The sequence below is a fragment of the Photobacterium panuliri genome (genome assembly GCF_059920555.1).
This window is the reverse complement of the sequence record NZ_CP197192.1, coordinates 1406285-1418887: the sequence shown is the minus strand read 5'-3', so window position 1 is coordinate 1418887 and position 12603 is coordinate 1406285. Positions and strand designations below refer to the sequence as shown.

12 protein-coding genes are annotated in these 12603 nt (G+C 47.4%); 8 read left to right on the top strand and 4 right to left on the bottom strand.

Features of this window, described 5'->3' with window-relative positions; all coding sequences use genetic code 11:
- Positions 1-40: 40 nt before the first annotated feature.
- Positions 41-799 (top strand): glycosyltransferase family protein, encoded by a 759-nt coding sequence (locus ACSF8X_RS06765; protein ID WP_500850983.1) that lies wholly within the window; start codon positions 41-43, stop codon positions 797-799.
- 272 nt (positions 800-1071) lie between these two features.
- Positions 1072-2139, top strand: coding sequence for an acyltransferase family protein (locus ACSF8X_RS06760; RefSeq protein ID WP_500850982.1), 1068 nt, complete (start codon positions 1072-1074; stop codon positions 2137-2139).
- A gap of 127 nt (positions 2140-2266) precedes the next feature.
- Here the strand turns inward: ACSF8X_RS06760 and ACSF8X_RS06755 are convergent, their stop codons facing one another.
- The 4 genes from ACSF8X_RS06755 to ACSF8X_RS06740 form a co-directional block, all read right to left on the bottom strand.
- On the bottom strand, positions 2267-3373 hold the full coding sequence (locus ACSF8X_RS06755) for a hypothetical protein (RefSeq protein ID WP_500850981.1): 1107 nt from the start codon (positions 3371-3373) through the stop codon (positions 2267-2269).
- A gap of 124 nt (positions 3374-3497) precedes the next feature.
- Entirely contained in the window at positions 3498-3890 is a 393-nt protein-coding gene (locus tag ACSF8X_RS06750; RefSeq protein WP_500850980.1) for a hypothetical protein, read from the bottom strand.
- 63 nt (positions 3891-3953) lie between these two features.
- Positions 3954-4859 carry a glycosyltransferase family 2 protein gene (locus tag ACSF8X_RS06745; protein WP_500851151.1) on the bottom strand — a complete coding sequence of 302 codons (906 nt, stop codon included), beginning with the start codon at positions 4857-4859 and terminating at the stop codon, positions 3954-3956.
- Positions 4859-5236, bottom strand: coding sequence for a GtrA family protein (locus ACSF8X_RS06740; protein ID WP_500850979.1), 378 nt, complete (start codon positions 5234-5236; stop codon positions 4859-4861). Before ACSF8X_RS06740 ends, ACSF8X_RS06745 begins: the two co-directional genes overlap by 1 nt.
- 347 nt (positions 5237-5583) lie before the next feature.
- Here ACSF8X_RS06740 and rffG point away from each other — a divergent pair, with 347 nt between their 5' ends.
- From rffG to ACSF8X_RS06710, 6 genes are all read left to right on the top strand, one after another.
- Positions 5584-6663: a dTDP-glucose 4,6-dehydratase gene (gene rffG, locus ACSF8X_RS06735; protein WP_500850978.1), complete on the top strand. Its 1080-nt coding sequence runs from the start codon at positions 5584-5586 to the stop codon at positions 6661-6663.
- Positions 6664-6672: 9 nt separating this feature from the next.
- Positions 6673-7551 (top strand): glucose-1-phosphate thymidylyltransferase RfbA, encoded by an 879-nt coding sequence (gene rfbA / locus ACSF8X_RS06730; protein WP_500850977.1) that lies wholly within the window; start codon positions 6673-6675, stop codon positions 7549-7551.
- Positions 7552-7623: 72 nt separating this feature from the next.
- On the top strand, positions 7624-8499 hold the full coding sequence (rfbD, locus tag ACSF8X_RS06725) for a dTDP-4-dehydrorhamnose reductase (RefSeq protein WP_500851150.1): 876 nt from the start codon (positions 7624-7626) through the stop codon (positions 8497-8499).
- 52 nt (positions 8500-8551) lie between these two features.
- Complete coding sequence (rfbC, locus tag ACSF8X_RS06720) at positions 8552-9091, top strand: dTDP-4-dehydrorhamnose 3,5-epimerase (protein ID WP_047878691.1); 540 nt, start codon at positions 8552-8554, stop codon at positions 9089-9091.
- Between the two features lie 51 nt (positions 9092-9142).
- Positions 9143-10285 (top strand): sulfotransferase family protein, encoded by a 1143-nt coding sequence (locus ACSF8X_RS06715; RefSeq protein WP_500850976.1) that lies wholly within the window; start codon positions 9143-9145, stop codon positions 10283-10285.
- A gap of 10 nt (positions 10286-10295) precedes the next feature.
- Complete coding sequence (locus ACSF8X_RS06710) at positions 10296-12473, top strand: glycosyltransferase (RefSeq protein WP_500850975.1); 2178 nt, start codon at positions 10296-10298, stop codon at positions 12471-12473.
- Positions 12474-12603: the final 130 nt, after the last annotated feature.

The following is a 12603-nucleotide window of genomic DNA, read 5'->3' as shown; positions in this document are numbered from 1 at the left end:
CTCGGCACTTCATCCACTCAGCGACAGAACAATCAGCCCTATGATTTACATCAGCATAATCAACCATAACCATGATGAACTCCTTGTTCGCAATGAAGAGCTGGCGACTATTGCCCTAACATATACGGTTATTATCAAATCGAACACCAAAGCGAGCGCGGCGCTAACCGAGTTTGCCAAGCGCCACAATATCATCCTGCTTGACGAGCATTACCAGCTCGGTTTCGGCGAGAACAACAACTACGTATTCGAGTACGTTAAGCGCACCGCTGCGATTAGCGAGGGGGATTACTTTCTGGTGATGAACCCTGATATCACCATCACATTGGCCGCCCTGTCGCAACTTGAGAGCCATGCCCGCCGTCTAGGTTCGGATATCTATACCATCAACCTGTTCCATGACGATGCATTCAGCATTCCTGAGCTATCAATAAAGTCGTTTCCCCTACTTAGCGGCCCGTTCAAAGGCTTGATAAGCCGAAAGAAACGCTCGGATGCCTACAACAAAGCGACGATCGACGCCCCTTGCGATATTGATTGGGCGGCCGGCTCATTCCTGCTCTTTGATATCACCGTTTTTGAGAGCTTGGGCGGTTTCGATAAGAAATACTTTATGTATTTTGAGGATGTCGATATTTGCAAACGGGCTCATAACCACAACTACCGGCTGACCTATCTGCCCAATATCAAAGCGGTTCACAAAGGGGCCTATGCCAACCGGAAGATATTCTCCAAACATTTCTGGTGGTACGTCAAAAGCTACCTGACCTATCACCTTTCACTCAAATTCAAATCTTAATTGATTTTTCATTTTAATCTTTACAACACTAAATATAACGCTCTGATAATTAATTTTCAGGGCGTTAGTAATTCGCGTTACCTATAATCCTGAATAAAAAATAAATCACGTGACTATTTTTTAACTGACTTTATGTGTATATTATGTCGCTAAATCTACACGTCTCCGACAACGATTAGCACAACAATGGGTACTCTACCTCAACGTAAGGTATTATAGTGACTAACCAACCGATCACAGCGAAAGTGAATTGACATATAAGCGATAATATTGTGAACATTGATAAATTTTTATCTAAAGATAATAATAACTTAAACTTAATTCGTATCATCCTTGCTAGTATGGTGATCTACTTCCATTCGTATGATCTAACCGGTTTCCCACCGAGTCAGGACTTTATCTACCGACATTTCCATGTAACATCTTCAGGTGGACTTGCCGTTGCTCTATTCTTCTTTATTAGTGGCATGCTAGTTTGTAACAGCTTAATTAAAAACAATAATATTTTTAATTATATTATCTCCCGTGTTTTCAGAATCATACCAGCCTTGTTTTGTGTTTTAATCATAAGCGCAATGATTATTGGACCACTATTTTCATCATTAAACACATATGATTACTTTAGTAATCCGAATACTTACCAATATGTCATTGATAATATTTCAATGAACTCAAGTTATTTCCTTCCGGGTGTTTTTTCTGATAACCATTATCCAAACTCTGTTAATGGTTCGCTTTGGACACTTCGCTGGGAAGTTATTTGCTATATCCTTTTGTTATGCATATCAATGATTGGATTATTGAAAAACAGAATTGTATCTTCTATTTTCTTTGCGTGTTTTATTCTCTCCGTAATTTTCAAACTGAATTGGGTTACATCTGCAACAGGTGGCGATGTGGGGATATTGCATCTACCTATGTTATTTTCGTTCGGTTGTTTATTCGCAATCTGGAAAGATAAGATTATTATAAGCAGTAAGCTATTTTTCGGCGTTGCTATTTTTACCTATATGCTCAGTGGATCTGAAATCTATCTCTATCTATTTTACTTATCTGCATCCATCTTAGCCATCGTTTTAGCTAGTAATCCAATGGTAAGAAATATCAAGATAAAAAATGATATCTCATATGGCATTTATATCTATGGTTTTCTAGTTCAACAAGTGTTGGCAAGCCTATTCCCTCATGAAGGGTATATATTCAATATGGTCATCTCTTTGCTTATTACGATGATATTAGGTTATTTCTCATTTATTTTTATTGAAAAACCTGCCATTGCATTGGGAAAAAGAGTTAGCCAATTTGAATTTACCTTAAAGAATAAGGCCGTTAGCGCATAAATTAACAGCCTTGATAACACCATAGGCTCAGTCACCTAAGGGATCGTTTCAACATTCTGCACACTCACTTCGAAGTGGAATTCACGGAATACCCTGCCGTATTTCAATTGAATTGAGTGTGCGAGGATCACTCACTTCTTATACTCAATGTTATCTTGTATTTCGAGTTAATCTCGCGCATAAGAAACAAGCTCCCCATAATAAGCATCACTTCAAACACAAAATCGACCCGCCATGTTGAAGCGTAAACCGTTGGCGAGAAACCAATCATGACAACACTCATTGCCGCGAACAGCGTTACGATAATTGCACCGACAATGTTACGGCTACCGTTGAGCAAACCCACCAGCAAGGTCAGCACCGAGCTCATCGTGACAAGAACAAATGCATAACAGATATACATATGGCTTCTTACTATGACATCCGGACTAATCTCACCTCGATAGAACGAAATAATGCTCGAATTTGGCTGGTATGGGAATGTCTGTAGGTGAAGCAGCGAAAACACGATAAACGCCACAATCACTGATATTGACACCTTCTCTGCCACGGCAATATGTTTCTTGGTTGCCGTCAGGCAGACAGCCAACGCAAGGAAGACGAGCAGTGGCCAGTTATGCGGCATGATAAAAGCTTGGTAGAGCTTGTCGTAGCCAAGCATGACTTTTTCTACAAAGCCGTAATCCATATATTGCGGATACCAACGCCATACTTCGGTTGAAAGCCGATTGTAATTGCCCGGAGCCATGAACAACACCGCAGCGTTCGCCAGCGACAACAACAGACCCAACAGTTTGAAATGATTATATGACTGAATCAACAGCAATACTGCCGTGATGATAAAGATAATCACAACCTGCTCTTGGTAAGAGAAAATGAAAATCGCAAGCAAAGCGAACAATTTTGTCGCCCCACGGCTTTTCTCATCCAGCATCACAGAAACGGTAAAAATAGCCAAAGACAACGGTAGCAGGTAATTATAAAAACCGGTTACCCAAATAATCGCCTCGGAGCTAATCACCGGCGGTATGATAGCAATAAGCATCATTGCCAACATGATCCAATACACATTGACGGTTTTGAAAACAATTTTAGCCATAGAGTAGGATGCGAGCAAAATAGAAAGCGGGATCAACAACGCCCATACCATGGAATAATTAATTGTTGAAGCCATCAGCATTTCAATAACCGCCCGTCCAGACCAACTCACATATCGGTGCTGGACCCAATCCATAAGCTGAGTCCCATGAAGAACATTAATGAAAAATGCATCATCTCCCCATGTAAGTAGCTTGACATTGAGCCCTATACCTAACAAGTACAGTACAATCACAAAAAGGGCGACTAATTTCCCTTTGTTATTCGCAAATATATGATGCACTGTAAACATCTCCGTTGGCAATTTTAGACACAATTTTAATTTTCAATGCTGCATTTGATGGCATGCTATTCACTCGCTGCGCCGCCTTGAACCCGGATAAATCATACAGATTGCCAGAATCAAAATAGCTACTCACATCGGGGCGCGAGATATGCCGGGTAAACATCTTGATATATTTGCCGTCTTCCTGCGCGAGGTAAACATCGGTTTTGATATGCTTCTCACCGCCTACCAATGCCCAGCCGGAAACCATTACCCTGTTTTTGACAAACTGGCATTGGTCCACATGAAAATGGGTTAATGCTTTGTCTGGCTGAAGGTCATATTCTTTGCTCGGATTCCATGTTTTAAATGCAAGCAGCGCAAACAATACCGATATAACAACCATTCCCATGAAAAAATAATTAACAGACTTACTGCTCATATAAAGCCTTTATTTCTTAAGGATATATTTCGGGCGGCGCTTGGTTTCCATATAAATTCGGCCGACATACTCACCAAGCACACCAATACCGATAAGCTGTACGCCACCAAGAAATAGAATTGAAACCAAAAGGGAAGGATAACCCGCCACCTCGTTGCCCCAGATAAGCTTGTCGATAATCATCCAAAAGCCATAACTAAATGACAACGCCGCAATGGAAAATCCAATGTACGTCCACACTCGGAGCGGCAGGGTCGAGAAACTGGTGATCCCCTCAAGGGCAAGATTCCACAGTTTCCAGCCATTGAACTTGGTGTCACCGGCAACACGCTCGGCACGGGTATACTCCACAATGACCACATTGTTGCTGGCCCATGACAGTACCCCTTTCATAAACAGGTTGGTTTCCGTCAGCTGTTTGATATTTTCTACCACGTCGCGTGACATCAAGCGGAAATCACCAACGTTTTCTTCAATCTTGGTCTTGCTGATCTTATTGTGGAAACGGTAGAACCATTCAGCCGTTTTACGCTTGAGGTAGCTGTCGGACGAGCGGTCAACGCGCTTGGCAAGGACCACGTCGGCCCCTTCCTGCCATTTGGCAATCAACTCAGGAATAACCTCGATCGGATCTTGGAGATCAACGTCGATTGGGATAACTGCGTCCCCTTCAGCATGCTCTAAACCGGCGAATAACGCAGGCTCTTTGCCAAAGTTACGGGTAAATGATAATGGCTTGACCAAATCATCTTCCGCGGCAAGCTCGTAGATCAACTTAGCCGTGTTGTCTGAGCTACCATCATCAACGAAAATGATTTCAACCAACTCGTCTTTTAACGTCTCTCGCACTGTACGATAAAAAATAGGAATAGCTTCCTCTTCATTAAATACAGGCACAACGAGTGAAATTTTCATCATGATTCCTTAAAAACAACAAATTTAGAGAAGATAAAGCCCATTACTAAACTAATAGCAGAAAACATAATGAGTGTAACAATGGCAGGAAGCTGAACCCTCTCCCCCATATAACCAATAGTCAGCGCCATCAGGCCCATAAAACTTGTATAAATTAAATACCTTACAAATGATGGATCCCGACTGAATGTATATTTTGCATTAACTACAAATGAAAAAGTCACAGCAACGACAAAGGCGGTTAAATTCGAAATTCCTTGGTCAAAACCAATACTTAATACGATATAAAATACCAGCCAATGGATAAGTGTATTGACAACCCCAACAGAAATATACCGTCTGAAAAGCGTTACTATAGATTTACTGGAGGATGACATGTGCATTTCTTGAGTTCGCTTGATTGAAGGGGGGCAGATTCTACCCCAAAACGCCATTATCCCCCAGAGCTATGAGGCTGATCTGTTCAAGTATTTTTACCGAGAAAACAGAGGCTAGCTCACCCTCAAAGGGGATTAGTAAAATATTGCTTTTTTAACAATGATATAGCTTAACGCAGAATGAATATGAAACTAAGTGCTTATTAGGGTAAGCATCACGTAATATACACCTACTCATTCAAGATTGCCCTTAAATTATTTCCCAATTTTGTTATAATCACAGTAATTTTTTTAGTGAAATCCCCATCTCAAGATGGCGTTTTTTTTAATCATTTAGGGCTTATATTTTGAAGATTTTGGTAACTGGTGGTGCGGGCTTCATTGGCTCGGCTGTTGTGCGTCATATCATTGAAAATACTACAGATTCAGTTGTTAACGTCGACAAGCTGACCTATGCAGGTAACTTGGAGTCACTGACTAGTGTTGAAAACCACAAACGCTATGCCTTTGAACAAGTTGATATTTGTGACCGCATTGCACTTGACCGCGTGTTCGCCGAGCACCAGCCGGATGCGGTGATGCACCTGGCCGCCGAAAGCCACGTAGACCGCTCTATTGACGGGCCTGCTGCGTTTATTGAAACCAATATCGTGGGGACTTACACCCTGCTGGAAGCCACTCGCTCATACTGGAACCAACTGGACGCGCCAGCCAAAGAGGCCTTCCGCTTCCACCATATTTCTACCGATGAGGTCTACGGTGATCTGGAAGGTACCGACGATCTGTTCACCGAAACCACATCGTATGCTCCGAGCAGCCCGTACTCGGCATCAAAAGCATCGAGCGACCACCTGGTGCGCGCATGGCTGCGTACCTACGGCTTGCCGACCGTGGTGACCAACTGCTCGAACAACTACGGCCCGTTCCATTTCCCTGAAAAACTGATCCCGCTGATGATCCTCAATGCGCTGGACGGCAAGGCGCTGCCTGTATATGGCGACGGCATGCAGATCCGCGACTGGCTGTTTGTTGAAGACCACGCCCGCGCCCTGTACACCGTAGTGACCAAAGGCGAGATCGGCGAGACCTACAACATCGGCGGCCACAACGAGAAAGCCAATATCGAGGTGGTGAAGACCATCTGCGCCCTACTTGAAGAGCTGGTGCCGAACAAACCCCAAGGCGTTGCACGCTACGAAGATTTGATCACCTATGTGACCGACCGCCCAGGGCATGATGTCCGCTACGCGATTGATGCCACCAAGATTGGCAAAGAGCTGGGCTGGCTGCCGCAAGAGACATTCGAAACGGGGATCCGCAAAACCGTGCAATGGTACCTAAACAACAAAACATGGTGGAGCCGCGTTCTTGACGGTTCGTACAGCATGGAACGTTTGGGCAGCAACCAACAGGGCAACCAAGGCTAAGGACACAACATGAAAGGTATTATTCTTGCTGGCGGGTCAGGTACCCGCCTGTACCCGATCACGCGCGGCGTATCAAAGCAGCTATTGCCCGTTTACGACAAGCCGATGATTTACTACCCGCTGGCTACCCTTATGCTGGCGGGGATCCGCGATGTGCTGGTTATCACCACGCCGGAAGACAACGAGTCCTTCACCCGCCTGCTGGGCGACGGCTCTGATTTCGGGATCAACCTGCAGTATGCGATCCAGCCGAGTCCGGACGGCCTCGCTCAGGCCTTCATTATCGGCGAGGAGTTCATCGGCGATGATAGCTGCTGCCTGATCCTCGGCGACAATATCTTCTACGGCCAGTCGTTCTCCCGCACCCTGCGCAATGCCGCAGAGCGCGAACACGGCGCGACCGTGTTCGGCTACCAGGTGAAAGATCCCGAGCGTTTCGGCGTCGTCGAGTTCGACAGCGAAATGAAAGCCGTATCGATTGAAGAAAAGCCGACCGTACCCAAGTCGAACTATGCGGTCACAGGCCTGTATTTCTACGATAACCGTGTGGTCGATTTTGCCAAGCGCGTTAAGCCTTCTGAGCGCGGCGAGCTTGAAATCACCAGCATCAACCAGATGTACCTTGAAGACGGCTCCCTGAACGTCGAGCTGCTCGGCCGTGGCTTTGCATGGCTGGATACCGGCACCCATGAAAGCCTGCACGAGGCGTCGTCGTTTGTTCAGACCATCGAGAACGTTCAGGGCCTCAAAGTCGCCTGCCTTGAAGAAGTGGCATGGCGCAATGGCTGGATGACCAACGAGCAACTGGTTGAGAAAGCCCAGCCAATGCTGAAGAACGAATACGGCCGCTACCTGCTGGCATTGTCCGCCGAGAAACGCCCGGCGTAAATCACGCGACAACACGCATCGCGGCCAACTAACCCCGCGGTGCGTGACCAAACAACAAAGGGTTTCCGAATGCTGAAAGTACTCATTACCGGTTGCAACGGGCAGGTGGGCAGCCTGCTGGTAAAACAGCTGACCGGCAAAGCCGAGCTGATGGCTGTTGACCGCGACCAGCTTGATATTACCGACGAGCAGGCCGTATTGGATGCAGTAACTGCATTCAAGCCTGATGCCATCATCAACGCCGCGGCCCATACCGCGGTGGACCGCGCCGAAGAAGAGGTTGAGCTGTCTTACCAAATCAACCGCGACGGCCCGCTGTACTTGGCTCGTGCTGCCGAGCAGGTGGGGGCGGCAATCCTGCATATTTCAACCGACTACGTATTCTCTGGCGACAAGGACGGGGTTTACAGCGAAACCGATCTGACCGCGCCGCAAGGCGTCTACGGCGAGAGCAAGCTGGCTGGCGAGCAGGCCGTTATCGCGGCCTGTCCACGCCATATTATCCTGCGTACCGCTTGGGTGTTCGGCGAAACCGGCAACAACTTTGTCAAAACCATGATCCGCCTTGGCCGCGACCGCGACCAACTGGGGATTGTCGGTGACCAGTTCGGCGGCCCGACCTATGCCGGCGATATCGCCGCGACCCTGATCGCCATTGCCGAGCGCTACAAGGCGGGCACCAATGTGGCCTGGGGGATCTACCATTACGCTGGCCTGCCTAGCGTGAGCTGGTTTGAATTTGCCAGCTACATTTTCGATGCCGCCAAGGCGCAAGGCGTACTTGAGCATATTCCGGCACTGAACAGCATCACCACCGCAGACTACCCGACCCCCGCCAAGCGCCCAGCCAATTCGCGCCTATCGATGGACAAGATCGGGGCGGAATTTGGCATCGACGCCTGCGATTGGCAAAAAGCCCTGACGGATATTCGCCCTTACGGCATCTGATAGATTGACTGCGCTCGGCTCTGCCCGGGCGCCTTTGCAAAGAGAATAGACGATGAAAGTTATCGATACCGCCATTGCGGACGTTAAGATTATCGAACCCGCTGTTTTTGGTGACGAGCGTGGTTTCTTCATGGAAACTTGGCAGCAGGAAAAATTCTGCCAACTGGTAGCAGAACGCACCTTTGTACAGGACAACCATTCGAAATCGAAGAAAGGGATCCTACGCGGCCTGCATTACCAGACCGAGAACACTCAGGGCAAACTGGTTCGCGTCGTATCAGGCGAAGTGTATGACGTTGCGGTTGATGTACGCAAAGGCTCGCCAACATTTGGCCAGTGGGTTGGCGTACTGCTTTCTGCAGAGAACAAGCGCCAGCTATGGGTTCCTGAAGGCTTTGCTCATGGTTTCTATGTGACAAGCGAAGAAGCAGAGTTCGTCTACAAGTGTACTGATTACTACAATCCATCTGCCGAGCACTCAATTGCTTGGAACGACCCACAACTGGCGATTGAGTGGCCGCTCGACGGCGAACCTTCTTTGTCTGCTAAAGACGAAGCAGCACTGACATTGAACGATAGCCCTTGCCTGTAACTTGCCCTGACAACGTTAGGCCCCTATCTTCCGCGGTATGAGAGAAATAGTTTGAGTAAAACATGGTTGTTGGTGCTAGGAATGCACCGTAGCGGTACCAGTGCCCTCTCTGGTGAGCTTGATGCTCAGGGAGTTTGCTTTGGTGACGATTTCATTCAAGACATTGAAGCTGTCAATCAAAAGGGATTTTTTGAAAACCGAGAGTTGGTGGCGATCAATGAGGAAATTCTCACAGAACTGGGCCAAAGCTGGTTCTCGTGTTTCGATTTACATCACAGGTTAGGTAACTACCAACTCAATGAGTCTCTCAAGCAGCGGATGGTGGGCTTACTAAAGTCAGAGCAGTTTGCCGAGCACCATTATTGCGGCCTCAAAGATCCGCGATTGTCATTGCTATTGCCGATTTGGCTCGATGTTATCAATGAAATCGGCGACACAGCCTGCGCCGTCGTTATGAATCGGGATTGTTCGCAGGTTTCTCGTTCATTAGAAACCAGAGACCAAATGACCCCCCTACACTCTCAGTATTTATGGGAGTACTATACGATCGCGGCCGTGGAGCATAGCCAAAATCTGGCTCGTATCTGGGTTGAGCATCGTCATTTGATGCAAGACACAGTGGCGGTAATCAACCAGATCTTTGCTGAACTAACGATATCTCTATCCTGCTCGGCGGCACAATTTGTCGAGCCGAAAATATCCAAGCATACATCGGTACAGCCACCGCTTTCTGTCGATAGCCTAAATCAGCGCATAGCTACTGCAGAAGCGCCGCTTGATGACATCCAGTGGCAGACAGAATGGCAAGGATTACTTGATAATATCGCGGCCAACCTGCTATTTATCGCCAATATGACGGAGTCGTTCAGCCGCCTTAACCTCGCGATTGCCAAATCGATAGAGGTCGGCGAGATGCACGACTATGCCATCAGTGTTATTCGCGAGCGGGACGCCAAGATCCAAGAGCTGAACCATACCATCGAAGAAAATGGCCAGTACACCAGCCACTGCCACGATGTTATCGCAGAAAAGGATGCAGGATTAGCCTATTACGAGCAAGAGACCCGAGACTTGAAAGCTCAAATTGAGTCTCTGTCGGAAACCACTGCCGCTCAGCAAGAACAACTAGACACTCAGCAGATACTGCTAGACAAGTGGCCAATTAAGAACATAGCTAAAATTTTTTATAAGTGAGTAGAATTTAATGAATAACGTTGATGTTATTATTCCTGTGTATCGGGGGCTTGATGAGACAAGAGATTGTATCGTCACCGCTGCGCGATCCTTGCCAACGTGGGCCAACCTTGTCGTTATCAATGACTGCTCTCCAGAGCCGGAACTGACACAGTGGCTGCGTGACAACTCAACAGCATATAACTACGCACTTCATGAAAATAAGGATAATTTGGGGTTCGTCGCTACCGTGAATTTCGGTATGTCACTGAACCAAGACAATGACGTTTTATTGCTAAACAGCGATGTCGAAGTAGCAAACTCCAACTGGCTCGAGCGCATCCGCGAGGGGGCCTACGCCGATGACACCATCGGTAGCGTGACGCCGTTTTCCAACAACGCCACTATCTGTAGCTTCCCTAACTTCTGTGAAGACAACGAACTACTGCTAGGGCTTAGCGTTGATCAGCTAGATCAACATTTCAGCCAGCTTCAGCTGGAACAAAACTACGTCTCTGTTCCGACGGGTGTCGGTTTCTGCATGTACATCAAGCGCAAATGCCTTGACGATGTTGGCCTGTTTGATGTTGAAACCTTCGGCAAAGGCTACGGCGAAGAAAATGATTGGTGCCAGCGCGCCATCAAAAAGGGCTGGCTCAATACCCACCAGCTCAATGTATTTGCTTACCACAAAGGCGGGGTAAGCTTCGCGGCCGAGCAAGATCCTCGCAAAGAAAGAGCACTGGAGATCCTCAATGATCTTCACCCTAACTACCAACCGGATGTCATGGCGTTTATTGCCGATGATCCTGCCAAGCTAGCACGGATCAAGGCGTTGATGTCTATCATTGCTGATGACAAGCGCAAAAAAGTCGTCATGGTTGCCCACGGTATGGGCGGTGGGGTTATTCATCATATCGATGAGCTCGAGTCATATTATGCTGACGAGTTGGTAACCTTATTGCTGCAGCCTGTCAGTGACAGCATTGTGAAGCTGACATTCAAAACAGGCACCAAGTGCAACGACTTGATGTACTTCTCTAACGAGGCGCAATTTGCTGAGCTCATTTGCGTGCTGAAAGCAATGAATGTGAGCCTAGTGCACTACCATCACATTATGGGTGTATCGGAAAAGGTGCTTAACCTGCACCATGATCTGGGTTGCGCTTACGATGTCACGGTTCATGATTTCTATTTCATCAACGGCAACCCGACCCTGACCAATGTCGATGGCCGTTTCTGCTTGGAAGATACCGATTTCGAGCAGCAATGCGCAGAACGCTACCCTCTTCATGTATCTGTTGACGTATGGCAAAAGAGCCAGGCCCGTTTCTTGGAAAATGCCCAGCGTGTTATTTTCCCATCGCGTTCGACATTGGATATCTACAATCGCTTCTACTCGTTGCCAAACGGGATCGCCGCATGGCACCTTGATACCGAAAGAGACGCTCTACTCACAGATAAGTACGCGCCGAAAACAGCCGATAGCAGCCAGCCACTTAAAGTCGTCGTTCTGGGCGCGTTGAGCATGGAAAAAGGGGCCGTCGTTCTTGAGGATGTCGCCAAACAGATCCCTCAAAAGGACATCGAGTTCCATTTAATGGGCTATGCCTTCCGTGAACTGGACGCTGTTATCACGCACGGCGCTTATGACAATAACGATCTTGTCTCGCTGATTAACGATATCAATCCGGATGTAATCTGGTTCCCGGCCCAATGGCCCGAAACCTACTGTTATACTCTAAGCTCTGCCCTACAGTGCGATGCTGTTATTGTCGCGCCGGATATCGGTGCCTTCCCAGAGCGACTAGTAAACTGCAAGCGTGCCATTATTGCGCCGTGGCAGCAGTCGACGGAAGCATGGTGTGAGTTCTGGTCACAACTAAAGCAGGGCCGCGCTGAGTTCAATGCCTGCAAAGATGGGGCATACCAAGCTGAGCCTGCGTTCTATCTCAACAGCTACCTACAAGATATCAAAGCGGTCGACAAACCCGCCTCGCCAATCTCAATGCCTGATTCACTGCTAAAGCAGTTCCTAACATCAGACATCGAACATCAGCTAGAGCGAAATGAACAGATCCTGCGTTACTTGATCAAACTGCGTGGCCACCCGGTTGTTGCCAAACTCGCCCGTATGGTGCCTGTATCACTGCAAAGAAAAGTGAAGCGCATGCTATCAAAGCGACCAATCCATGAACTAATGAAATAGTCCATACCCTAACAAAAACGAGGAGGCCATCAGGCCTCCTCGTTTTTTATTGTCGGTAATAAAGTGATGAGTGGTTCATACCACCGTAGCCAGCAACAGGCCTTTCTAGCTTGTTAGGACTCTCGGCAAC

Bases quoted from the DNA above. Each gene is read 5' to 3' on its own strand.
- rfbC (WP_047878691.1), top strand. From the start codon at position 8,552: ATGAAAGTTATCGATACCGCCATTGCGGACGTTAAGATTATCGAACCC.
- ACSF8X_RS06710 (WP_500850975.1), top strand. From the start codon at position 10,296: ATGAATAACGTTGATGTTATTATTCCTGTGTATCGGGGGCTTGATGAG.
- rfbA (WP_500850977.1), top strand. From the start codon at position 6,673: ATGAAAGGTATTATTCTTGCTGGCGGGTCAGGTACCCGCCTGTACCCG.
- ACSF8X_RS06740 (WP_500850979.1), bottom strand. From the start codon at position 5,236: ATGTCATCCTCCAGTAAATCTATAGTAACGCTTTTCAGACGGTATATT.
- ACSF8X_RS06765 (WP_500850983.1), top strand. From the start codon at position 41: ATGATTTACATCAGCATAATCAACCATAACCATGATGAACTCCTTGTT.
- ACSF8X_RS06745 (WP_500851151.1), bottom strand. From the start codon at position 4,859: ATGAAAATTTCACTCGTTGTGCCTGTATTTAATGAAGAGGAAGCTATT.
- ACSF8X_RS06755 (WP_500850981.1), bottom strand. From the start codon at position 3,373: ATGGATTGGGTCCAGCACCGATATGTGAGTTGGTCTGGACGGGCGGTT.